We start from the raw sequence: 24,581 nt of genomic DNA, 5'->3' as shown, positions 1-24,581 counted from the left end.
AGAGAAATGTCGAATATCCAGGCAGCGCCGGGCGGCATTTTCAATTTCGTTTTGCAATCCCTGCATTCGTGCTTGCATGCCGGTCGCGGCGCCGATCTGCGATCGTTGAGTTCCTTCTAACTCTTGGAGATTTAAATGGGCCACCATTCCGTAAATAATCATTCGTCACCTACCACGCACGCACCTGACACTACGCACAAACCTGACGAAACGAACAATTCTAAAAAAAATAAAAAAAAGGATGATTCCAATACCCAGAATCAGGACCAGCTGAATGCTTTGATAGTTAACTTCGCTATCTCTATCATGCAGAAATCGATAGCGCAAGCGAAAGAAGTCAATGCGGATCTTAAGGCCGAGGATCCAGATGCGTTTTGACAGCATCCACCTGAGACCGTATCGCCAGCTTGAGTTCACTTCGATCTTCGGCGGGATGACGCGCTTCGATTCAGAGCAGCCGAAATGCCGTAGCGGCGATGATCGCGTGCTGTTGATTGAACATAGCCGTCGGCTGAGTGATCGGCTGAGAAGCAAGAACGTCGATAGCAAGTTCGCCATCTGAGCTGGACCAGCAGGTGACCGGGCGCGATAGCGATCGCGTCAATCTTCGGAATCCGCACATCGACCGTGTCGTGATGCCGAAGAACGCGTCACCTGTTTTTTTATGCCCCCCATTTCAGTTTTCATTGAAGTACATGACAGCGTAGATTAATAGTGAAAACAAAAAAAAATTGTGCTGCTTGCCGCATCGGCTGGATCGTCTTGTCCGGTCTGGCGTCGATGCTGCTGCCGACTGACGTCGCTCGCGCTGATTGTTTCGACGACGCGGCGCTTTACCAAAACGTGAATCCGACCATACTGCGGGCAATTGCCTGGCAAGAATCCCATAACAGAGCCGATGCGATTCATGTCAACGCGAACGGCTCTACCGACTATGGCGTCATGCAGATCAACTCGGTTCATCTTGCCGAACTCGCCAAGTACGGCGTTCACCGGCAGACCTTGCTGCAACCTTGCCAGAATGTTTACATCGCGGCCTGGCATCTGCGACGGATGGTAAGCAAATACGGCAACAGCTGGAAGGCGGTCGGCGCCTATCATTCGGAGACGCTGCCGGAACGTGACGCATATGCGCAGCGTATCCAGCGCATCGTCGCCGCCTGGGGCGAAATCCCGCCAGCTGCCGGGGATCAACGCCGTGCAGCCGCTCAAAAATTAAACGTGAAACCGTAGTTCAAAAAGAGGCAAGGAGAATTGTTATGAGTGCTGTAATTTCAATTAGTGAAAACAGCGTGCGCGCATCACGGATCGCGACGGAATGCAGAAGATTGCGCGAATACATCCATCTGCGCCTGAATGATGTTGATGAATTTCCTAACGTGGCGGAACAGCATGAGTTTCTGTTCGAAATGGTGCCAGCTCTGCGCGGCGAAATTCAGGGGATACTCACGCCGGCAATGCGCGCGGCGCTGCAAGCTGCCGGTGTAGACGTCAGCTGGGAGGCGGGCGCCCAGGTTGAAGGAGAATTGACTGACGACGAGAACAGCATCCGCTGCGACATCATGGACAATTTCCGCGGCAACGCCGAACTTGAAAGAGCTTGCGAAATGTGGTTGCTGGTCCGATACGGGGCATACTGGCTGCTCAAGGAATTCCATGGTTTGCAAGTACACTGCGCAATCGAGCGCCTGCCGTATTCCCCCGAGCTGGACGGCAGATATCCTTTCCGCGACGCCGAATCCCGGCCTGTGATGATCCGGAAAATATGGCAGTCGCAGCCCACCGCATCGGGGGAAGTCGTTTCGGCCGATGCAGTCTGGCCGTTGATTGACCCGCTGGCAACTGCGCAGGCGAGAATGGCGCATTATCATTCGATGCTTCAATGCCGGCTCATCGAAGCCGGCGACCTGCAGGACCCGAGGGAATCGAGCCTGCTCGGCGAAAGAGGCGTTTTCACCGTCCGTCCGGTGCAGAAAGGGGAGTGCGTCGGGGTCTACGGCGGCCGCCTGATGACACCCGCGATGTATTTCATGTTGCGTTCCGACTCGTTTGCGATTTCGTCGATCAGCGGTGCTGCAGTCTCGTTCCTGGATGGCGAAAATATCCTGGCGATGATGAACACTTCGCTCGAATATGACGAATCCGGCCGTTGCGCCCGGCAATCGCCTGACGCTTACAATGTCGAGCCGGTTGCTTTTGACGTCGAGTCGGATATCGGCGGAAAATTTTCGATCCGCGCTTTTTTTGCCACCCGCGATATTCCCGCCGGCGTTGAACTCAGATGGAACTATAGATATTCCGACGACATGGTTCGTCAGGTTTTTGGAAGGCGGTTGTAACTGTAAACCAGCCGCGTCTTCGTTCAGTGCAGCTTGCCTGCAAACCAGGATGTGCAGGATGATGAAATGGTTTGCCGGCGCCAGCAGGCGCACAAGAAAAGGGCAAGATCGTGAGCTTGACCTGGGCGCTGGGCGCCGGCCTGAATCTCTATCGGCAATAACCCTGCCCAGCATCAGTCTGGAAGTTGATCCGGCAACGGTAACTTCCGGCAAACGAGAACTTCGCTATCCATGCCGGAATTTCGCGTAACGGATCGGATGCGCCCGGACAGCTTCTACAATGGCATCAAACATTTCCAAGGTGCCCATCATGAAATTTCCGAAATTCGGTCTCCCCGGATTCCTGTCACCCGGTGTCGCGCAGCATGTAAAACCGCAAGCTCTGCCTACCGGCGAGAAAACGGCTCGGAAAAGTAACTCCTTATTGGATGTCCTGGCGAGGCGGGTGAATGGACAAAAAAGCGACAGCACGAGCACCGCAAGGCATGCAATTTATCGCGCCGGCCGCTCCGTTCAGTCGCGGCCGGCTCGGCCTGACGCTGGCGCTGGGCGTGCCGGGCTGGCTGAGAGTAGTGGGCTGAGCCCCGAGATACTTACCCGGTTTCAGGCATTGAAAGGCGGCCCTGTACCCCCCCAGGCAGAATTGTTTGCACGGTTTGAAGCGTTGAAACGCCCGCCGGTTCGGTCAAAACCGGAGTCCGTCGCCGTTCAGTCGCGGCCGGCTCGGCCTGATGCTGGTGCCGGGCGTGCCGGGCTGGCGGGGCTGGCCGAGAGTAGCGGACTGAACCCCGAGATACTTACCCGGTTTCAGGCATTGAAAGGTGGCCCTGTACCCTCCCAGGCGGAATTGTTTGCACGGTTTGAAGCGTTGAAACACTCTCCGGTTCAGTCAAAACCGGAGCCTGTCGCCGATTTGCATACGCTTTTGCAAGAACTGAAAAAATCTCCAGGCCCCACGCATGCGGCAGCCGCACCGGCTCGCCGCGCCGCCGTGCCGAAACTGTCGGTGCAACAGGCACGTGCTCAAGGGCTGGCAACACCGTCGCGGCCAGCGCCTCCGATACCTTTTGACGGTACGCCAGCCAAATTCAAGCAACTGCATTTGCAGTACCGGGATGCGCCAATCATGTTCCGGCGTACGAATAGCGGTGTAGCGCAAAAGCTGTCGATGCCTGAGTTGGGGTTTTTCACCAGCAAAAAAAACAATCTTCAGACACTGCTTGATAAACGCGCCAGCCTGACAACCAATCTGCAATCGCTGCATGGCTTGATCGAGAACAATCGATCCGCGCCGCATGATTTAGGGAAAATACAGCAATTCATGCAGGTAACCCGCAGTGAAATCAAGAATCTGCGCGATAGCGATAGAGCGGCCCCTGGCGCAGCAACCCGACAGCAGATTCTTGCACTGGCAACTCAACTCAAGCAAGCTAGCGCGATTGCGCAAGATCTGGAAAGCATCATCAAGCAAGCCCAGCTGAGCATGTCGCTCTTCAATGACGCGCAAGCGCTGCTCGGCAAGGTCAATCAGCGGATCGGCAGCTATGGATAAAGGGCCCACCTGGTTTTCCCAAGGGCGCCAGAATAAGCTGCAACGATTCAGTCGCACACTATCGACTGTGGGAGAAATGAATAAATATACGGGATCGCGCGCGGATTTGATGCAATCTGATCAGGTTGTCAGAGAGTTACAGGCATCGCTATCGTCGCTCTCTGCCCGAACCAGCGCCGGAAGTTGTCCTGGAACGGATTGTTCAGTTTGCCGCAGGTCCGGTGAAATCTCAAGTTTGTAGCCTAGCGCGTACACCGTCTTCAAGCTGGCTCCGGTAGCTGTAGACGATAGGCCCAATTTCTTGCGCAGCTTATAAATATGCTGTTCCAGCGAGCGGGCTGCCACCTCTTCGGAATTGCCCCAGACGCTTGTGGTGATCTGTGATCGGCTCAGGAATTTTCCCGGATTGGAGAAAAGCAGCCATGCGATAGAGAATTCGCGCGGAGTGAGACTGACGTCAATGCCGCCGCAGGCGACCATGTCGCTTCCGCGATTCAGTACATAGTCGCCAATCTGTATCCTGTCGATGCGGGTGCAATGCGCCAGGCGCCGCAGGGCAACGCATACCCGCAGCCCGATCTGATCAACGTCCATGCGGCTTACGACGTCGTGCGCGCCGGCTTCGATCCAATCCTGCATCACGTTCCATGTCAGGAGCGAGGTCAATATGATCGCCGGGGTATAAAAGTCAGCGTTGCAGTTGCGCCATGACAGCAAGCTGCTGGCCAGTCCGACGGTGCTCTTGGCGTCAAGCAGCACCAGGTCATAGGTGATGGTACGCATCGCGCGCAGTGTCAGCAGCTCAGTACAGTAAGCGTCTATGGTGATCGAATACTTCTCGAAATATTTCGCCAGTTTCTGCGCTAAAACTGAATCGTCAGTCAAAATTGCAAATCGCATGCCTAATCCTCTATCGGAATCACCCTGAAAGGGTGATTGAGCATTTCTGAAATTTTCCGATGCAAGCAAACCGGCATCGGACGCTGGATGATCTATCGAACATCTGTTCCTTTTCTTCCCGCGCCACGACCGTTTATTGTGAAAGCCGTGTTCTGGAACAAAGTTGTTTTCTCTCAGTGAGTACCATTTCGTGCGAAAGATGATGCATGCAGTGCAAATTTTTTTGCGCCGGTTATTCAAGCGCCGACTCCCATTCGTATTAATGCGTATTGAATACACTTACTGTTTTTGCATAATTGCCAGATTCGAATGCAATTTCAATCAGACCTTCCTGAATTGCAGGTAGGCATTTCCTTCATTGTTGTGTGAATGATTACGGCAAGCGGGCGGTTGCCTCTATAACGCAAGGAGCGACGGTATCTCAACCGTTCGTCGGCGATTTGCGAAAAATTTCGTAAGAACGAACGGTGTTTCGCGGCGCAATTACAAAGATTATGTCAAACCGGTAATCTGCAATCGTCGAAAAAAAACGAAAGCCCTTATGCACATTCCTTCATCCACGAGCAAATCGGCGGCTGCCGATGATGCGGTAATACATGAGCGATCTGGCGCAGTTGACGAAGCAGATCCCCGTTCCGTGCGACGCTCATCGAGCGAGCCGAGCGCTGCGTTGAGAGTTCTGGCGCCATTGCGCAATTCGACCACAGACGTTGCCGGCAGTTCAGGCATGGGGGAATCGGATAACGCGACGACGTCGCAACGACCGAGGTTGCCTGCGAACAGATTAAAGCCGCCTGTCGCGATTCACACTGCAAAAGTGCTGCCGCAACACATACAGGATATCGCTTCAAGTTCTCATTCAATCGGTTCGCATACCGCTATTCACCATGAAGAAATCACCGTGGAAAACGCGCCATCGCGCATAAACCCGCTTGGTGAAGCCGGGAATGCTGCCGTGATCGATATGCCGACCGAGCACGAGCTGCATCGAGACTTGATGGCGCATAGCAAGGCCTTTATCGAGGAAGATCGGATTGTACTGAATCCGGAACATGTCCAGGCGTTCGTGGAAACTCGGGCGCAGGCGCTTAAAACAGGTGACTGGACTCAGGCAAAACAGTGCTTTCACACGATGCTGAATCTAGACCAGCATGAGATGGACGCAGGGTTCAGGGAGGGCGGGAAAGCGTATTCCTGGCGCAATGCTCCTGCCTCGATACTGTCCCTGCTGCCTACAATTTTTACCTTCAAGGCGCATGGCAAGGCGCCGGTTCCTGCGCGGAACCTGGCAGTGGGCTACTTCGGCAGCGTGATGGCGGCTTCCACTGTCAGCAGCCTGGTAAATACCTATACCTTGCTGCATGTCACACCCTATCAGGATATGGCGTTTCGAAACGCGGCCGATATTGCTCCGGAATTGAATACCCCGACATTCGACAAGATCGAAACGGAATTGAAACAGGTGCTGCAACACGTGCAGGATGAATCTCCCAGGCTGCAGGAACTGCTAACACGTTCCGTCGCAGATCCGGACAATCAAGCGCTCAGGGATGCGGCGAATCACGCCGTCGATGAAGTCGCAAAGACACTTGATCACGCCATCAATCATTACACCACGCGCTGCCAGCTCAATCGTGTCTATTTCGAAGGACTGCATCGGCAGTCATGTTTGCAGACACTGAAATTCTACGGCAATCTTTTGGCTGGATGGGGCGGGTATATTGCGAAGGATCCCCGCGTCGCGGCCGGGATCCAGATAGCGACGTCCATCTCGCAACTTGTGTTGCAGCGGCTGGTCGCGCCATCCGACGAGGTAGACAAGCAGAATCTGATGATCGACCTGAAAATGCTGACGGCGGATGATCCGGGCAAATTCAAGGAACTCATGCGAAGCCCGTTGCAAATACGGGTAAAGACACTGGATCAGATATTCACGGGGCAGGTCCGGGAACTGGAACAACAGATTGCAGACACATTGAATTTGGGCGCCAACGGACCGAACGAATGGCGGACTCACGTGACGCTTAAGGACCGCGCTGAATACCCGGCACGGCTCGCCGCAGTGAGCGACATCAGGAGCGCCGCTTTCGAATCCTTGGGCGGCGCCGGGAAGGCCGAGGTGCAAGCTCTCGAGATCGAGTTGGCGTCCGCGATGGTTGTTCGGAATTATGAACGTGCGGACGAATTGCATGCAGTCATCGCCGGCAGGTTAAAGATCGACGCGGGGGCTTTCAAGAAGTACGCCAGCCTTCAGGCGCAGGCGAACAAATTTCCGCCATTGAGCGATGCCGAGCAAGAACAGCTGGAGCAACTGAGCAACAAGATCGAGACGGCCTGCGGCGGTTTGCCGGATGGCCAGAAGAGCAAATTCGATACGCTTATCTCTGCCTGGGAGTCAACCCGCCATGATCCTCAGCACGTACGCGAGGGATGGTTTACAGAGGTTTCTGACTACAACGACAACAAACGCACCGTCCATGATGGCATGCAAGTCACGGAACACACGAATTTGTTCGAACTGTCACCGGAATTCAAGGTGGGATTCGTCAAGGCCGGCAACACACGCAGCGGGTTGCCGGATGAGGTCTCGGCGACTTACGGTGCGGCGTCCTGGCGCGCATTCCAGTTAGGGGTCGCAGGCATAAACGGGTCACTGATGATCAATTCCTTGCTGGGCATGGTCAGCGCGCAAAAAAAGACCTACGACCATACCTACCATGAACCCCTTTGGGAACGATATCTCTCCTTGGGCGTCACCATGAGCGCGGTGCTGGTCAATGTTGCTGCCGCATATCAGGTTGCGAACGCCAAAACCAAGCCACTGGGTAAATTGTGGGGGCAGGTCGCCTCTGGACCGACATCGTCCATATCGGAAACCGTTTATCAAAACAATAAACTGGACGAGCGACGCAAAATTCGTGAAGCGACAGCACAGGGAGCGTATCCCTATGTCGGTGTCAGCATTAAATCGCTCTCCACTTATTGCCTGGATGCGCTGAAGCTGGGTTTCAAGGGAATGGCCTTTATGCCGCGGGACGGAATCGCTGCCTCAAAGGCGAGGGCGGCGTTCGAGAAAGCCGAGGGGAAGCAGAAAGAGCTGGAGCAAATGAAAAATGGACGGCTGCAGCCTGATCGGGCTTTAAATATCTCCGACGATACGGCTGGGCAATACGTTGCGCCTGATACCCGCGAGTCTCCGCTGCCGCTGCTGATTCCAAAGCGCGGTTGAAGCCGGAACCGTCGATAACTTCCTACAAAAGAACTGGAGAAATATATGGCGTCAGAAAATTATCGGAAACTGATAGATGAAATATGTGCGATCTCAAAAATCGAGAATCCGAAGTTGTTTTATACGACGGCCGATCTGACCATCGATGGCGTCAATTTCACTTTGATCGATGGCAGCACTGCGCAAGAAGAAGGCCTGGCCATGTATTGCGATTTCGGTGCGCTGCCGGTAAAAAATCGTGCCGAGGTGCTGGAACGGCTATTGGAAATAAATTTGACGATGCATGGCGTAAATACGCCGGTATTTACGGTTAACTTCGAAACCCGGCATGTTCTGTTGGCGCGGCGTATTCCTATTGGACAGATATCGGCACTTGATCTGATAAATACCCTGTCAGAGCATGCGGCGCATTGCAAGGATTGGCGCAAGACTTACTATCTGAATGAAGCCAGGTAATCAATGCCGGAAAATGGCAACACCTGACTTAAGCCAGTCACTTGAATTCACCGCCTTGGCGCCGGCGTTCGCGGAGCCTGGCGATGCGAAAGAAGCAAAGGCTTGTGTGGAAACGGCAATGCGGGTTGACAGTACTCTTCTATAATTTTTTTCGGTGGCAATCGTGTCAATGAGGGAAGAATGAAGAATGCAAATGCACCCGTGGCCGGCGCCACAAGCCGCCATCAGCTGATTTCTCACGGCGTTGACCCACAGAATGGCTACGGCGATCTGCTGGATTCCATCAGGTCAAGGCTAAGCTTGGCGGGGGACCTTCCCGGCGTCACGGTTGAGCAGCAAATTCGCTTGCTTGATGCATTGTCCGCTTGCGAACTCGGCCGTTTTTTGCTGGAGAATCGCGGCCTGAACGCCTACTGGACGCATCAATTGGTGACCTACCGTCAAGGACAGGCGTCAACAGACTCGGTGTCCGATATGGAGTACCGGATATTTGAGAAGTTGCCGGCAGTACTGGCAACCCGAGAACGTTTTGGAATTTTCCGGCAGCAACTGCAAGCTTTGCTCAAGCCAGGGCTTGTCCTGGCGTCAATCCCCTGCGGCTTGATGGGAGAATTGCTGTTGCTCGACTATGACCAGCAGCCGGATATCACGCTGGTGGGCATAGATCTGGATCAACATGCTTTGAACGGCGCCCTGGAACTGGCGCGAGAACGCGGGTTGGCCGACCGTCTGTCGCTTCGTTGCGAGGACGCATGGACCTCGAGTCTGCAAGGCGAGATCGACGTGCTGACAAGTAACGGCCTCAACATCTATGAACCGGACAATAACCGTGTAACGGCACTGTATCGTTCATTCTTCGACATTCTGAAACCGGGTGGCACGCTGGTCACCAGCTTCCTGACGCCGCCGCCCAGCCTGTCGGCGGAATCTCCTTGGAATATGGCGGAAATCGACCAGGAGTCGTTATCGCTTCAGCAGCTTCTGTTTGTGCGCATCATCGAGGCGAAATGGAGCGCGTTTCGTACCCATGCACAGACCATGGCGCAACTCGTTGACGCCGGTTTTGCCGATATTCGGTTCATCAATGACCGCGGTTGCCTGTTTCCGACTGTCGTCGCGCGGAAGCCGTCCTGACGAATGCTGAGAGGACCGGCTGAGATCATGGCGCGGTCCGCAATGAGGCCCAGGGAAATCCCTACGCAAAAACAGGAATATCCTGATTTGCATCACAGGAAATTTGATCGACCATTCTCGTCAATGCAGCCGTTGCTGGTGGATAAGCCGATGGGATAGCAACTCGCCACGGCAACCTGGCTTGACGTTTCCGTAATCGCATGGGCCGCTTCCATGCTTTGGACGGAATAAATATCAGCCCACCCTAAAATAGCAGGGAATCCGGAGTTGTAATGGTCTTGCGTTGCCGCCCTCGAATTACCATGCTGCTCTGGCTGCTTTCCTTCCCGTTGCTGGCAATCTGCCAGCAACTGCCTTTACGCTATTACAAGCAAGTGGATGGCTTGGGAAATCTGGCTGTTAACGCTCTTGTGCAGGAGAGAAGCGGCTATATCTGGATCGGCACGGAAAACGGCTTGTTCCGCTACGACGGCGCGCGCTTCGAGCGTTTTGAACTGGGCGATGGCGTTGCCGCCCCTAATATCTTCGCATTGCATGTGGATGCGGATGGCCATTTATGGGCGGGTACTTCAAACGGCTTGCATCAGTTGCAGGGACAGCGCTTCGTTCTCACCCAATTTCAAAACACAAGGCTCGCGTTTGACAAGGGACAGGTTTTTGCCTCCCTCGGATCGAATCGTTTTCTGGCGCTGAGCCAGGACCAGCTGTGGCTGCTGAAATCGACGGACCAGGGAGCGACATGGCAGGCACACCCGTTTTTTAGCGCCGAGCAACTTGCGCAGCATCCGGAAATGCATTCCCTTCGTAGTATCCATGTCGGACCGAAGGGTGATTTGTGGATCGGTTGCAGCCAATCGCTCTGTCATTATGATCAAGGCAAGTTGCTTGTCTTGGGGAGGAAGGAGGGTTTGCCCGCCGAGCGCTGGGTAGCCATGCTCCATGATCGGCAGGGGACATTGTGGCTGCGTGGCGAGCGCCATGTATTTGCCTTGCCGGCGGACGCGAATAGCTTCCTGGATCGTTCTCCGGCGCAGGACCAACAGAAAAAGGCGGGGCGTGTCCCGCTCCTTGTAGCGGATGCCAGCGGCAGGATTCTAAGCCAGCAGGATAGCGGCATCATTCGGTGGCAAGGCAATAGCTGGGAATCCTTTACCGAATCGAATGGCTTGACGATCGGCGGCGGAATCAACTCGATCCTGGTTGACCGCGACGATGGCGTATGGCTAGGATCTTTCGGCCTTGGCTTGATTCATTGGCTGGGTTATCCAAGCTGGGAGAATTGGACGTCGACGCAGGGTTTGCCCAGCAACGTCGTATGGTCTTTTCTGCGTGACCAGGAAGGGTTGCTCCATGTCGGCACGGCTTCCGGATCTGCGACGCTGCAGAAAACCGGCCGCTTTTCCATTTTTCCGGGGCGCTATGGCGATCGGTCCCACCAATGGGACAGCCTGGTCCAGGATGGCCGGGGCCGTATCTGGGCAAGCTCGCTTTCAGGATTCCTGGTTCGCCGCGACCCCGGAGCAAAGCGGGACGTCGTCGTCGCCAAGCTGCCGATGATCGTCAGATTGTTCTTTGACCGTTCGGGGCAACTCTGGATATGTACCCGGCGTGGGCTCTATGTCATCAAGCATGCCGATGCGAACGCCGTGCCGTTGCAGGTAACAGAATTTACGTCAATCACCGGGAGTGCGGACATTCGTTTTTTTCATGGATGTCAAAGTAAATCCGGGGCGCTCTGGTTTGTCTCCAATAAAGGGGTGCTGCGGTTTGACGGTGGAGGCTGGCGCAAGCGCCGGCTGAGTCCGGCAGCTCCTGTTGCCAGGTTGGAATCCATCGTCTGCTCGGACAATGGCGACTTGTGGTTTGGCACCGGCGGCGGCGGGATTTGGCGTGCTAGAGAGCAGGACGATAGGCTGGAGATAAGCGACGCGACGCCATTGCCGTTGCTAAACCAGGCAGTGCTGTCATTGCTTGAAGACCGGCGCGGCTGGCTGTGGCTAGCTACCGATACTGGAATCGCAGTCTGGAATCGCGCACAATGGCGATTTTTCAACCAGGAAAGCGGCATGGTCTGGAACGACAGCAATCAGTACGCTTTGTATGAAGATAGCGATGGTTCGATTTGGGTGGGAACCAGCAATGGCGCTTCCCATATTTTGCACCCTGAGTCGCTTTTTGCTCCGGTACACCTGGAAGTGCAGGTGGCAAGCGTGACCGGTGACGGTCAGGTGCTTGCCGCTGATAAGCCGATTCGGCTGCCATGGACGACCGGTCCGCTCAACTTCAAGCTGGCGGTGCTTTCGTACCAGAATCGCGAGGCAGTCCAATTTAGTTACCGATTGAAGGGGCTGGAGCGGGACTGGTCGAAGACCGCCATCCCTGAAGTCCGTTACCCGGCTTTACCGCCTGGACGCTATAGCCTCCAGGTGGCCGCCGATAATGTCGCCATGCAAACGTCTTCTCCGATGGCCGAGATCGGGATCGTGATTCTCCCTCCCTGGTGGAAGACAACGACAATCTATGTCGCCTGTGCTGTCTTTCTTCTTCTGCTGCTGTTTTTGATAGAGCGCCATCGTGCCCGCAGCCTGCGCGCCAGGCAGCAGCTGAAGGCGCAATTGGAGCGTGAACGCGCCTATGAACTCGAACAGTCGCGAGAAGAGGAGCGCAAGCACCTGACGCGCGAAATTCATGATGAACTAGGCCAATATCTGTCGGCGCTGCGCATGGGGGTTTCAGTGGTAGGCATGGAATTTGGAGAGAAAAATCCATCGCTGCAAGGAAAAATACAGCGCCTGGTATCGCTGGTCGACGGCACCATCAGGGTAGTTCGCAACATCGTCTCCGCGTTACGTCCTGGGGCGCTGGATATGGGGATCGTGTCGGCGCTGGAATGGCTGGTGGAAGAATTTTCAGAAAACACCGGCATACCATGTACGCTGCGCGTCTGCGAGGAAACAATCACCCTGGATGATAAACGAGCGACGACCATTTTTCGCATTGTGCAGGAATCCCTGACCAATATCGGCCGGCATGCGGAAGCGAGCCAAGTGGGGATCCGGCTGGAGAGAAAAGACCAGCATTATCTGCTGGAGGTGTGCGACAACGGCAAGGGGTTTGATCCTGCTTTGCGCAAAAAGAAGTCATTCGGCCTGGTCGGCATCCGCGAGCGGGCCAGCATGCTTGATGGCCATGCGGACATCATCAGCGTGCCCAACGTCGGCACCACAATCAAGGTATTTATTCCGATTGGCGGCTAGATGCCGGCCCGAGTCTGCATGCATCGTCGTGGTGCATGAGGTTTCATGGTGCATCATCCAAATCTTCTGTTGAAGCACGTTATGTAAATAGTGTTTTGTGCAATTATTGGTACGTACCAATAGGCATTGTGAAATAACGTAATTCACATCTATAGAATAAAGTTATTTTATTTTTTATAAAAAGATATTTTTATATGCATTCATCTGGTGCGTACCTCTATGGCGCGAAATTTGCATGTGAACGGGTTGCTGCCACCGCGGGAGCCGTTTGATGCTGCGGTGGCCGGACAACCTTGATCTGAAACTGGAGCAATCATGCGAGAACTTGCAGCAAAGCGCTTTTCCGTCAAATTCAGCCTGGTGGCAGGGCTGTTCGCACCAGGCATCGACGTCTATGCCCAGGCCAATCCGGCGGCGCCCGATCAGGCGCCCGCTGCGGGACAATTGCAGTCGATGACCGTCACCGCCGAGCGCCGCGAGGAAAACATCAAGAATGTCCCTGTGTCGGCGTCGATCATCAGCGATGACATGCTCAATGTGCTCAATTCCGGCGGTCAGGATATGCAGATGCTGGCTGGCCGGGTGCCGAGCCTGAATGTCGAATCCTCTCTGGGCAGAGCATTTCCGCGGTTTTATATTCGTGGCTACGGCAACGTCGATTTCCATCAGAATGCTTCGCAGCCGGTGTCGCTGGTGTATGACGACATCGTTCTTGAAAGCCCTGTACTTAAAGGTTTTCCGGCGTTCGACCTGGATCGCATTGAAGTGCTGCGCGGCCCGCAGGGCTCGCTGTTCGGGCGCAACACGCCGGCCGGCGTGGTCAAGTTCGATTCGGTCAAGCCGTCTTTCAAGCAGGAGGGATATGTCAGCGTCTCCGATGCCACCTATAACACGGCCAATCTGGAGGCCGCCGTCAACCTGCCCATCAACGGCGAGCTGGCGGCGCGCATTTCCGTGCTAGACCAGCATCGCGACGACTGGATCGGCAATTCCCATACCGGAAAAGCCGATCAATATGGCGGCTACAATGACAACGCGGCCAGGCTGCAGCTGCTCTACAAGCCCAATGCCGATTTCAGCGCCCTGGCCAATCTGCATGAGCGCACGATGAACGGCAGCGCATCGTTGTTCCGCGCAAATATCATTCAGAAGGGCACGGATAACCTGATTCCCGGCTTCGACAAAAACAATATCGCGACGGATGGCCAGAACGGCCAGCATCTCGATAATTACGGCGGCAGCTTGCGCCTGCGATGGCAATTGGGGGATTACACCTTGCATTCGACCACCGGCTACGAGACCGTGCGCATGTTCAGCCGCGGCGACGTCGATGGCGGTTATGGCGCGGTATTCGCACCGCCGTCCGGTCCGGGCGTGATTCCTTTTCCGGTCGAATCTGCCGACGGTACGTCTGGCCATCATCAGTTCACTCAGGAATTCCGTTTGGAGTCGGACCGCAAGCAGAAGCTAAGCTGGCAGACCGGCCTTTTTTTCTTCGACGAGAAATACAATGTCGACAGCTACAGCTACAACTCTCTGGCCAATGGCGTGCTGACCGGCGACGTCAAGTCGCAGCAGAAAAACGATGCCTTGGCGGTGTTCGGTTCGCTCAACTATGCATTGAGCGATCGCATCGACCTGCGCGCGGGCTTGCGCTATACCCACGACAAGAAGGATCTGGAGACGGCTGCCGTCAACAAGCCTGACGGCAGCTCCGACCTTGACAAATCGAACGGGCTGAGTGCGTCGACCAGCGTTTCGAAAATCAACTGGGACTTGAGCGGTGTCTACAAGCTGAGCGACACAAGCAATCTCTATTCCCGTATCGCCACCGGTTTCCGCGGCGCGACCATCCAGCCGGCCGGGTCCTTCAATCCGATGTCGGTCGCCAATCCGGAAACGGTCACGTCGTATGAAGTCGGATTCAAGTCCGACCTGTTTGACCGGCGCGCGCGCCTTAATTTCGACATCTACAATTACGACGTCAAGAACCAGCAGCTGAGCGCCGTCGGCGGCACCTCCAATTCGACCATTCTTCTCAATGCCAAGAAGAGCGTGGGACGGGGGGCGGAACTCGACCTCGAAACCTACCTTACGGAGAATTTGCTGATGACGCTCGGCGGCAGCTATAACTTCACCAAGATCGAAGATAAGGACCTTGCCGTCGGCGCATGTGCGGCCTGTACCATACAGAACCCGACCTTCGTGAATGCCGCCGGCGCCACCTTGGTGCGCATCGACGGCAATCCTCTGCCGCAAGCGCCGCGCTGGGCCGCCAACTTCACTTTGCGTTACGGATTGCCATACAAGAATGGTGAATTTTTCGCCTATACCGATTGGGTATATCGCAGCGCAGTCAACTTCACGCTCTACCGTTCCGCCGAATATGTCGGCAAGCCTTTGCTGACCGGCGGCCTGCGCCTCGGTTACAAGTGGGACCATGAGCGTTACGAACTAGCACTGTTTGGCCGTAACATCACCAATCGCGTGCAGCTGATCGGCGGCCTCGATTTCAATAACCTGACAGGCTTCGTCAACGACACCAATCCGCGTATCTTCGGCCTGCAGTTCACTACCCGCTTTTAATGGGGTTGGAAACGCGGTTAACCTATTTCAGTTAAGTAAGATTCCAAGAGAAGGGGCAGCATCAGCTGCCCCTTGGCATTTTCTTGCGAGAGACTTCAGTGCGTCTCGAAAAAATCTATTACGTCAAGACGCCCCCATCACTTCCGCGCTCGCGGGAATGAGGGGGTTTTCAGAGCGCCCTTTCAGCGTCAGATCGGCGACGTTGGCAAGACTGATTTGAATGGCACGAATGCGGAGCTGCAATCCAGCGCGCTTCCGCTTCCCGGCGTGCCGCTGACGGTCACGCCGTTGGCGGAGGAGGTGATGATCGACGATGCAAAACTCACCGGCCCCGGGCCTAGCGTGAAGTGGGTGGCAGCGGGGGTGACCGGTCCGCCGTTGTGGGCAGCGGTAAACGTCGGCTGTGTGCCGTCGAAGACCACATTGTCCAGTGTTATCGTCAGCGGATTGTTCTGGCCATTGATAGCGTATCCGGAAAAGGTCAGCCTGCCTCCCGCATACTTGCTGCTTCCCAGGTCATGAAATTTCCGGACCGCGATGTTGGTGAAGCTCGGGTACAAGGATCCTTTCGAGTTGCTATAGAACGGATCAAAGGTGAGCGGCTGGCTGACATTGCGCACGCAGATCTGGCTATAGCTCACGTTTGCGACTGCACCCCCCCGCGACTGGTCCGACTTGATGCGCAGACCGCCGCTGGTGCCGCTGTTGAAGCCGTCGATCGACAGATCGGTAACCGCGATGTCGCTCACACCTGCATTGGTTTCGCTGCCGATGGACAGCGCGTGTCCGTAATAGAAGTGGTTATGCGCGTAGGTGTGATTGTGGGCTCCTGCGCCGGAGCTCGACTTGATTGCCACATGGTCGTCACCCACGCTGATGTAGGAGTAAGCGAGCAGCACCTTGCTGGAGTAGCCTGTGTCGAAACCGTCTGTGTTCACAGCCGTGTCCGGCGTGAAGCAGGTGGCAGGCGTGACGGCATCCGGCGTCGTGCCGGCAGGGCACGCATAGCCGTTCCTGCTGTAGGCCAGGCTCGGCGTCAGTATCTTGATGCCCCAGGCTGTCAATCCTGTCACGCCATAGGCCCAGATATGGAAGTTGGGGGAGTTCTGCAGCGTGATGCCATGCAGCGTAAAGTTACTGCCGTTCTGGATCTGCAGTATGCGCGGATTCTGCTGGTTCAGGCCGGAAGTGCGGTTTTGCCAGGCTACATCCCACCATGTACGCATGTTGGCGTTTGCCCCGCTGGTCACTACGCTGCCGCCGCGGCCGTCGATGATGCCGCCGCCTACGACGCCACTTTGGGCCGTCTTATCCGCCAGGATCAGCGGCTTGCACGATTTGATGCTGGATTTAGTGGCCGTGCCGCAGGTGCCGACGCCGTTGTCGTAGTCCTTCGGGTTGCGCGAGGCAAAAAGCGTGACGCCGGTATCGACCCATAGCGTGACGCCGGACTTAAGATTTAATGGACCACTCAGGAATGCAGTTTGTCCTGCGGAACCTGCAACCAGCCTGACCGCCTGCCCGGCCGGGCAAGCGTTGATTTTATCCTGGATAAGCGACGTATCGGGCTGCGAGCGGGACGGGTCGCCGTCCAGCGAATCGACCGAACCGTTGACCGGTGTCAGCGTAGCTGCCAGCGTGCTGCAGACAGTGGCGGGAAGTGCAGGCTCGGAGACTTGCCCCCATTGCGTACTGACGGGCGCGCCGGCGGCATGCGCATTGGCCAATCCAGCGACAGCCAGTATTGCGAAACATCTGATCGGGCTCAACAACATACATGCTCCATGTAAAAGGAATTGGATTTTGATACTGCAGGCCTGGAATGGCTGGAATAAGAAGATGTATCAGGATGGCCCCTGCACCAGGGGCCATCCTGCGGAAATGCCGATGGCATATTCAAGTCCTTGGTGGCCGACAGAACTCTCGTCGGCTCGTCAAGGATGGCATCCGGCTGCAGCATCTTGCGAGAAAAGTTGTTTCTTTCCGTAAATTATTCTACCTGCAAAAATATCGAAAATAACCATTGATTTCTCGAATCAAGAAACAAGGAAATCCTTACATAAAAACAGGAATTACCTTATTTTCATTGATGGGTATCCGTTGAATGATCTTGCGCGGAGCAACGGTCTGACGATGCCTGCCAAAATGCGCCGCGAGGTCGATAACGGATACATTGCGCATGCGTGCTTGGGTAAGGAATTTCTTATGCCAGCTTCTTTCTTGCCTACACGGAAATCACGATTTCCCGATGACTCAAGTCTTTGATGTTGATTAAAATTTCTAATTGGAAATATGTGAATTCTTCCAAGGATTCACATAACCGGACTTTTATCTCAACACTCGAAGGTTGCAAATGAAACGTAAAGACAGCACAGAAGAATATATAAATAACGCAAACAGATTGTTGGATGCGGTCACTGCCAAACTCGGGCTCAAGAACGACGCCGCGCTTTCCCGCTGCCTTAAAGTGCGGCCGCCGGTCATCAGCAAGATTCGCCATGGCCGGGTGTCGGTTGCCGCCTCCCTTTTGATCACCATGCATGAAACCTGCGATTTATCGATTGCTGAATTGAAGAGTTTCTTGCAATCGAATGATCTTTCTTCGAAGGGCTTGGCATGAGAAGCTGCCTGCCAGTCAAACCGGGGACTATCGCTGTCGCTCAGGAGCTGTAGATATCGGCTTGGCATGAATTAAAGTGTTTTTTCTGAGGAAACTCATTCATCCAACTATAAAAATAATAGCGATTGGATCAGGAATGCCGTTGATCTTGCGCTGGCGTTATCGATTGATTGTGCCGCTGTGGCTGGTTTGCATGCCGCTGCAGGTACTTTGCCAGCAACTGCCGTTGCGCTATTACGGTCAGACGGATGGCCTGGGGAATATGGCCATTTCGGCGCTGGCGCAGGAGCCGGGAGGCTATCTCTGGATCGGCACTCAAAACGGCCTGTTCCGTTACGATGGCGCGCGCTTTCAGCGCTTTGAGTTGAGCCACGGCGTTCCTGGCCCCAACTCCGGTCCCAGCCTCAGTCCGCACGTAACGGCACTGCATGTCGATAGCAGTGGTCGATTGTGGGCTGGCACCCGCGAAGGCTTGTATCGCTGGCAGGGGCAGCGCATGGTGCCGATGCAATTCCAGAATGCCAAATTCAGTTTTTATGAGGGACAGAATTTTGCCGCACTTGGGCCGAATCGCCTGCTGGCGATAAGCCAGGATCGATTGTGGCTGCTGAAAACAGCGGATCATGGGAAATCCTGGCAGGCGCAGGAATTTTTCGACGCGGCGCAACTGGCGCATCATCCTGAAATGCGCACGCTTTTCAGCATTCATGTCGGCCCGCGGGAAGAGCTGTGGATGGGGTGCGGGCGAGCGTTGTGCCATTACCATCAAGGGAAACTGGAAGTACTGGGGAAAGAGAGTGGTTTGCCCGCTGAAAGCTGGCGCGCGATTATGCATGACAGGCAACAGACACTCTGGGTGCGCGGCGAGCACCACATACTTGTATTGCCGGCGGGCGGCCATGTGTTCCAGGATCGCTCCCCCCGGCAGGCTGAGCAGAAAAAGGCAAATGCGGTTCCTTTCCTGATGACGGATGCCGGCGGCCGGGTATTCAGCAGAAACGATCAAGGCGTCATCCGATGGAATGGCAAGCACTGGGAATCCTTTGGCGAGGCCAACGGACTGACCGTCGGCGGCGGCATCAACTCTGCCCTGGTTGACCGCGATGGCGGCGTCTGGCTTGGCTCGCTGGGACATGGCCTGATTCATTGGATAGGTTATCCGAATTGGGAGAACTGGACGCCCAGGCAAGGCTTGCCCAGCAGCGTTGTGTTGTCCTTCATGCGCGACCGGGAAAATCTGCTGCATGTCGGCACCCGTTCCGGTTCCGCGATATTGCAGAAAACCGGATACTTTTCCGTTGTGCCGGCAACCTATGGCGGCAGTTCGTACCAGTGGAGCAATATGGCTGAAGACGCCAACGGCAATATCTGGGCAGGCTCGCCGTCGGGCTTTCTGGTGCAGCGCGGCCGCGGCGCGGAAGCGGACGTCATGGTCGCAAAACTGCCACGCATTCGCGTCTTGTTTTTCGATTTGTCAGGGCAACTCTGGATTGCCACCGAGCGGGGCATTTACCGCATCAGGCATCCCGAGTCCAATCCGGTTCCGCTCAAGGTCACGGCATTCCCGTCGATTGAGAGCATCAATGTATTCCAAGGATGCCAAAGCCCTACGGGAGTGCTGTGGTTTCTCACAGATAAAGGGTTGTTGCGTTTTGACGGCGCAGGTTGGCGCAAGCCGCGATTCAAGCCGGCAGCACAGGCCTTTCAATCTAATATCCTTGCTTGCGCCCATGATGGAACACTGTGGCTGGGAGGGGAACTCGGGGGGATCTGGCATGCTGCCGAACAGGGCGAGACGCAGGGCATCAGCGACGTCACACCGTCGTTGATGCAGGATCAAACGGTGCTAGCGCTGTTTGAAGATAGTCGCGGCTGGTTATGGGTCGCGACTGGTGCGGGAATCGGCGTATGGAATCGCAAGCAATGGCGGTTTTTCAACCAGGACAGCGGCCTGGTCTGGAACGATACCAGCATGAACTCTTTTTATGAGGATGGCGACGGTTCGATGTGGGTGGCAACCAGTAACGGCGCTTCCCATATCTTGCGGCCGGACTCCCTGTTCGCGCCGTTGCAGTTGAATGTGCTGGTGGAAAGTGTCACGCGCGACGATAAGATCCTTCCGCCGGATCAGCCTGTCCGCCTGCCATGGGCATCGAGCCCGCTGAATTTCAAGCTGGCCGCGCTGTCATACCAGAGCCGCGAAACCCTCAATTATCGTTACCGGATGCAAGGCCTGGAGCCTGACTGGTCGAAGACCAGCGTGCCGGAAGTACGCTATGCGGCTTTGCCTGCCGGCCATTATCGCTTCCAGGTCGCCGCCGATAATCCCGCCATGCAGGCCTATTCGCCGACGATGGAAGTCGAGGTCGTTATCCTGCCGCCATGGTGGGCAACCAGGACTTTCTATGCTGTCTGCGGCTTGCTGCTGGTGCTGCTGCCTTTTTTGCTGCATCGCTACCGCGTCCGCTGGCTGATCTCCCGTCAGCGTCTCAAGGAACAGCTGGCGCGTGAGCGCGCCTATGAACTGGAAGCTTCGCGCGAAGAAGAACGCAAGCACCTGACACGAGAAATTCACGACGAATTGGGACAACACCTGTCGGCGCTGCGCATGGGGGTGTCAGTGGTGGGGCTGGAGTTCGGTGGAAAAAATCCATCGCTGCAAGGAAAAATCGAAGGCATGGTGACGCTGGTGGACGCCACCATCAAGGTAGTGCGCAATGTCGTCTCCTCGCTGCGGCCGTCGGCGCTTGACATGGGGGTGGTGTCGGCGCTGGAGTGGCTGACCGAGGAGTTTACAGGGCACACCGGCGTTCCATGCAGCCTGGATGTATGTGAAGAAAACATTGTCCTGGACGATCAGCGGGCGACTACCATTTTCCGTATCGCGCAGGAATCATTGACCAATATCAGCCGCCACGCGCAAGCTAGCCAGGTGAAAATCAGTCTGGAGAGAATAGACGAGCATTACGTGCTGCAGGTACGCGATAACGGCGTGGGATTCGATACTGCTCTGCGCAAAAAGAAATCGCTGGGCCTGATCGGCATTCGCGAACGCACCTCCATGCTCGGCGGCGAGGTCGCCATCTTCAGCGTGACTGGTGTCGGCACCACAGTCAAAGTATCGATTCCCGTAGCCGATGAGGCGCAGAATCAATGAGGGCGGAGATCGATATTGTTCGCGACATTACGCAATCAATTACTCAATCAGATTGTAGGTAATCGCGTAGCGCACCAGCTCGGCGTTGTTCTGGAAGTTCATCTTTTGCATCAGCCGCGCCTTGTGGGTGCTGACCGTCTTGTTGCTGATCGACAGTTCTTCCGCAACCTGGTTGACGCTTTTGCCGCCCACCAGCAGACGCAGGATGTGGAGTTCCCGATCGGACAACATTTCATGGGGCGGACTCTGATCGGAACTGCCGGATTCGAATACCATCTGTTCCGCCAGTTCAGGGTCGATGAAACGTCCTCCCGCGACCACTTTGCGGATCGCGTTCATCAATGTTTCCGGTTTGTTATCCTTGGTCAGGTAGCCGGAGGCGCCGGCAGCCAGGGTCCGCCGTGCAATCGGCAGCTCATTGTGCATGCTGAGGACCAGGACCGGCGGATAGGATTCATGGGCGCGGATGCGCTGGATGAGGTTGACGCCGCTGACGCCCGGCATGGTCATGTCGAGCAGCACCAGGTCTATGCCGCCCGCATGCAAGGCGTCGAGCACTTGTCCGCCGTTGACGGCTTCTCCCGCAACCTCCACCTCTTTGCCTAGGGCGAACAATTGTTTCAGCCCTTCACGCATTATCGCGTGATCGTCGGCGATCAATACTCGTATCATGAATCCCTCAATTTCTTGTGGACAGGAATGCTTACCCTGATTATTGTTCCTTGATCCGGCATGCTGGAAATCTCAACTTCACCTTCCAGCATCAGCACGCGTTCGCGGACGCCAATCAGACCGAAGGATTGTTTTTTCTGTAATAGCGAGTTGAATCCCTTGCCATTATCGCGTACCTCCAGCAGGTAATGGCTTTCTTTCCGCTTAAATGCGATCTGGACTTCAGTTGCGTCTGCATGACGGCTGATATTGGTCAGCGATTCCTGTGTAATCCGGAAAATTTCGGTAGCGCGTTTTTCATCCAGATGGATATCCTCTTCAACCACGTACAACATGCATCGTATGCCGGGATGTCCGCGGTTGAATTCCTCCACCAGCCATTCCAGCGCGGGCACAATCCCCATGTCGAGCGCTGTCGGGCGTAACCACGTCACCAGGTTGCGCACTATCCGGATCGTGGAATCGACCAGCGTTATCATGCGCTGAATTATTGCTTGCGACGAGGCATGATCTTCGTTGTATTGGAGCTCAAGGACCGACATGCCCATGCGCAAAGCCGACAGGCACTGTCCCAGTTCGTCGTGAATTTCACGCGACAGGTGCCGACGTTCATCTTCTCTTGCGGTTTCGTTGTGCGCAGCCAGTTGCCGCAGCAGCAGCTGTGATTCTTCAAGACGGCGCTGGGTTTCTTTCAGGACCGTGACGTTCTTGCCGATCGCCAGCGCGCCGATTACCTCGCCATCCGGATTGCATTCTGCGACGACGTGGAAGGCATAATCGGCAGTTTGCAGCTCCGCTTTGACCCCTCTGAGAAAAATCTGTGCAGGGATCCTGGTTTCCATGACTTTACATAGCGTCGCGTTGAATTCTTCGCCCGAAATGCCGGTCCGCCATTTTGCATCCGGCATTTTATTCATCGATTGTCTTGCCGGAATGCCGGTTTCCTGTTCATAGGCCGGATTGACGTAGGTGCGCCGGCAATTGCGGTCGTAGCGCACCACCAGATCTGGCAGATTTTCAGCAAGCGTGCGGAATTCCTGCTCGCGCTTACGCAATAATTCATCCGCTTGCTTGCGTTCGGTGATGTCGCGTCCGATCGCCAGCACGCCGATGGTCGACCCGAAGCCGTTCTTCTTGGGGATAAAACGTATTTCAAAAAGACGTTCCCCGTCCGGCGTCATCCGTCTGTTTTCTATCGTATGGGGCGCGCCTAGCCGGATGGTTTCCTTGAGGTATTTTCCCAGTTGTTCATCCGGATCCAGCTGCAACTCGTGCAGCGTTTTACCGATGAAATACTGGGCGGACTGACCGCAAGCCTTCGCCGCGGACGGATTGACGTATGTATGGCGGCCTTGCAAATCAAAGCGGGATATGAAATCGGGCAGGTTCTCGACCAGGGTGCGCAGCCTCATCTCGCTTTCCTTGAGCGCGGTGATGTCCCGCCCCAGCGACAATACACTGATAACTTGCCCGTTCGGATCCAGTTCAGGCATCAACTGGAATTGCAGGCAACTGGTTTTGCCGTCCGGGGAGTGCATGAAGAGCTCGGTTTCCTGCTTCACGCCGCTCTGCAGGACTTGCTTTATTGCGTGTTGATATTCCGTTGTCCCGTTGTAATTCAATTTAAATTCGACAGGAGTTTTACCGAGCATTTCATGTGCTGGAATACCGGTGATATGCGTCAGCGCGGGATTGACGTACATGCGCCGGCATTCCCGGTCGTAACGGACAATGGTGTCGGGAGAGTTTTCCACCAGGGCGCGAAACTCCTGTTCCCGCTTGTGCAAAAGCTCTTCTGTGCGCTTGCGTTCAGTAATGTCGCGCACCAGCGCGACGTTGTAACTGCGTCCTTGGTATTCGAAATATCTGGCGCTGACCTCCACCGGGAAGGTGCGCCCGTCCTTGGCCTGATGGCGAGTTTCGATCTTGTTGGAGCCGTGGATCCTGATGTAATCAAAGCATTCAGGCCAGCGCGCCGCCGGCCAGTCGGGATCGATATCGGCTACACCCATGCGCAGCAATTCCGAGCGACTGTAATTGAGCGCCCGGCAGGCTGCATCGTTGACATAGTGAAAGCGAGCGTGCTGGTCGATCAGGACCAGGCTGTCATTGAGCTGATTCAGGGTGAATTCGGCCAGCGCCAGATCCCGCGGGCGGATATCAAGATCTGGTTCGCCGACGAATTCATCGGAGGATGCGAGACTGGAGGCATCGACCAGCCAGGGCTTCTTTGGCGATGCCAGCTCGCTAATGCAGATAAGCTGAGAGAAAAAATACAGGAGTCCTCCGCGCTCCTCACGCACTGGCGAGATGCGTAACATTCTCTGGATGATTTGGCCGTTTTTGCGAATATATCGCGATTCCAGGCATAAGCCGTCGGCCGTGTCATGGATCAATCGATCAAACGCGTCCTGGATTGAAAGCTGGTCATCAGGATGCAGGATGTCAGTGAAATGCTTGCCGATCAATTCTTCCGCTTCATGTCCGAGGAACGCGCACATTGCGCCATTGAGCGCCAGGAAGGTTTGGTCCGGGCCGACGATCATCGATGCAGTTGCAGACCGCTCGAAGATTCTTTTAAAAAAATCTTCCCCATTGAGTGGCAAATTGATGGATGGCTCATTTCGCATAGAGGTCATTTAGATAGTTTTTTTCGGCGAAGTCTGATGTATCGCAAGT

16 protein-coding genes are annotated in these 24,581 nt (G+C 55.3%); 12 read left to right on the top strand and 4 right to left on the bottom strand.

Annotated features, from left to right (window positions below; translation table 11 throughout):
- The first annotated feature begins 135 nt into the window (after nucleotides 1–135).
- The 5 genes from BM062_RS25205 to BM062_RS25200 all read left to right on the top strand — a co-directional run bounded on the left by BM062_RS25205 (nucleotide 136) and on the right by BM062_RS25200 (nucleotide 3,891).
- Nucleotides 136–378 (top strand): hypothetical protein, encoded by a 243-nt coding sequence (locus BM062_RS25205; RefSeq protein WP_139220089.1) that lies wholly within the window; start codon nucleotides 136–138, stop codon nucleotides 376–378.
- On the top strand, nucleotides 368–562 hold the full coding sequence (locus BM062_RS17435) for a hypothetical protein (protein WP_139220088.1): 195 nt from the start codon (nucleotides 368–370) through the stop codon (nucleotides 560–562). The genes BM062_RS25205 and BM062_RS17435 overlap by 11 nt, the downstream gene beginning before the upstream one ends.
- A 218-nt stretch (nucleotides 563–780) precedes the next feature.
- Nucleotides 781–1,233, top strand: a complete 453-nt coding sequence (locus tag BM062_RS17430; RefSeq protein WP_092399136.1) for a lytic transglycosylase domain-containing protein — start codon at nucleotides 781–783, stop codon at nucleotides 1,231–1,233.
- Nucleotides 1,234–1,259: 26 nt separating this feature from the next.
- On the top strand, nucleotides 1,260–2,339 hold the full coding sequence (locus BM062_RS17425) for an SET domain-containing protein (RefSeq protein WP_139220087.1): 1,080 nt from the start codon (nucleotides 1,260–1,262) through the stop codon (nucleotides 2,337–2,339).
- 310 nt (nucleotides 2,340–2,649) lie between these two features.
- Nucleotides 2,650–3,891: a hypothetical protein gene (locus tag BM062_RS25200; RefSeq protein ID WP_139220086.1), complete on the top strand. Its 1,242-nt coding sequence runs from the start codon at nucleotides 2,650–2,652 to the stop codon at nucleotides 3,889–3,891.
- A 120-nt stretch (nucleotides 3,892–4,011) separates the two neighbouring features.
- Here BM062_RS25200 and BM062_RS17415 read toward each other — a convergent pair whose 3' ends face one another.
- Nucleotides 4,012–4,791 carry a response regulator transcription factor gene (locus tag BM062_RS17415; RefSeq protein ID WP_092399130.1) on the bottom strand — a complete coding sequence of 260 codons (780 nt, stop codon included), beginning with the start codon at nucleotides 4,789–4,791 and terminating at the stop codon, nucleotides 4,012–4,014.
- Nucleotides 4,792–5,332: 541 nt separating this feature from the next.
- Between BM062_RS17415 and BM062_RS17410 the strand changes: the two genes are divergently transcribed.
- The 5 genes from BM062_RS17410 (at nucleotide 5,333) to BM062_RS17390 (ending at nucleotide 15,453) form a co-directional block, all read left to right on the top strand.
- The gene (locus tag BM062_RS17410) at nucleotides 5,333–8,020 is read left to right on the top strand and encodes a hypothetical protein (protein WP_139220085.1); all 2,688 of its coding nucleotides are present in this window, start codon (nucleotides 5,333–5,335) and stop codon (nucleotides 8,018–8,020) included.
- Between the two features lie 45 nt (nucleotides 8,021–8,065).
- Nucleotides 8,066–8,476, top strand: a complete 411-nt coding sequence (locus tag BM062_RS17405) for a CesT family type III secretion system chaperone (RefSeq protein ID WP_092399126.1) — start codon at nucleotides 8,066–8,068, stop codon at nucleotides 8,474–8,476.
- Nucleotides 8,477–8,656: 180 nt separating this feature from the next.
- On the top strand, nucleotides 8,657–9,610 hold the full coding sequence (locus BM062_RS17400; protein ID WP_092399124.1) for an SAM-dependent methyltransferase: 954 nt from the start codon (nucleotides 8,657–8,659) through the stop codon (nucleotides 9,608–9,610).
- 302 nt (nucleotides 9,611–9,912) lie between these two features.
- Nucleotides 9,913–12,867, top strand: coding sequence for a sensor histidine kinase (locus BM062_RS17395; protein WP_254785125.1), 2,955 nt, complete (start codon nucleotides 9,913–9,915; stop codon nucleotides 12,865–12,867).
- Between the two features lie 315 nt (nucleotides 12,868–13,182).
- Nucleotides 13,183–15,453, top strand: coding sequence for a TonB-dependent receptor (locus tag BM062_RS17390; protein ID WP_092399120.1), 2,271 nt, complete (start codon nucleotides 13,183–13,185; stop codon nucleotides 15,451–15,453).
- Nucleotides 15,454–15,641: 188 nt separating this feature from the next.
- On the opposite strand, the gene BM062_RS17385 is transcribed toward BM062_RS17390, so the two are convergent.
- Nucleotides 15,642–17,228 (bottom strand): glycoside hydrolase family 28 protein, encoded by a 1,587-nt coding sequence (locus tag BM062_RS17385; protein ID WP_092399118.1) that lies wholly within the window; start codon nucleotides 17,226–17,228, stop codon nucleotides 15,642–15,644.
- A gap of 578 nt (nucleotides 17,229–17,806) precedes the next feature.
- Here BM062_RS17385 and BM062_RS17380 point away from each other — a divergent pair.
- On the top strand, nucleotides 17,807–18,073 hold the full coding sequence (locus BM062_RS17380; protein WP_092399116.1) for a hypothetical protein: 267 nt from the start codon (nucleotides 17,807–17,809) through the stop codon (nucleotides 18,071–18,073).
- 148 nt (nucleotides 18,074–18,221) lie between these two features.
- A complete protein-coding gene (locus BM062_RS17375; RefSeq protein ID WP_254785124.1) occupies nucleotides 18,222–21,230 on the top strand; it encodes a sensor histidine kinase in 3,009 nt (1,002 codons plus the stop codon).
- 39 nt (nucleotides 21,231–21,269) lie between these two features.
- Here the strand turns inward: BM062_RS17375 and BM062_RS17370 are convergent, their stop codons facing one another.
- On the bottom strand, nucleotides 21,270–21,902 hold the full coding sequence (locus tag BM062_RS17370; protein ID WP_092399112.1) for a response regulator: 633 nt from the start codon (nucleotides 21,900–21,902) through the stop codon (nucleotides 21,270–21,272).
- Nucleotides 21,899–24,541, bottom strand: coding sequence for a PAS domain-containing sensor histidine kinase (locus tag BM062_RS17365; RefSeq protein WP_092399110.1), 2,643 nt, complete (start codon nucleotides 24,539–24,541; stop codon nucleotides 21,899–21,901). The genes BM062_RS17370 and BM062_RS17365 overlap by 4 nt, the downstream gene beginning before the upstream one ends.
- Nucleotides 24,542–24,581: the final 40 nt, after the last annotated feature.

Source organism: Collimonas sp. OK412 (assembly GCF_900112135.1).
Lineage (GTDB): Bacteria > Pseudomonadota > Gammaproteobacteria > Burkholderiales > Burkholderiaceae_D > Collimonas > Collimonas rhizosphaerae.
Note: the sequence above shows the minus strand (reverse complement) of the source record. Positions and strands in the feature narration are given on the sequence as shown.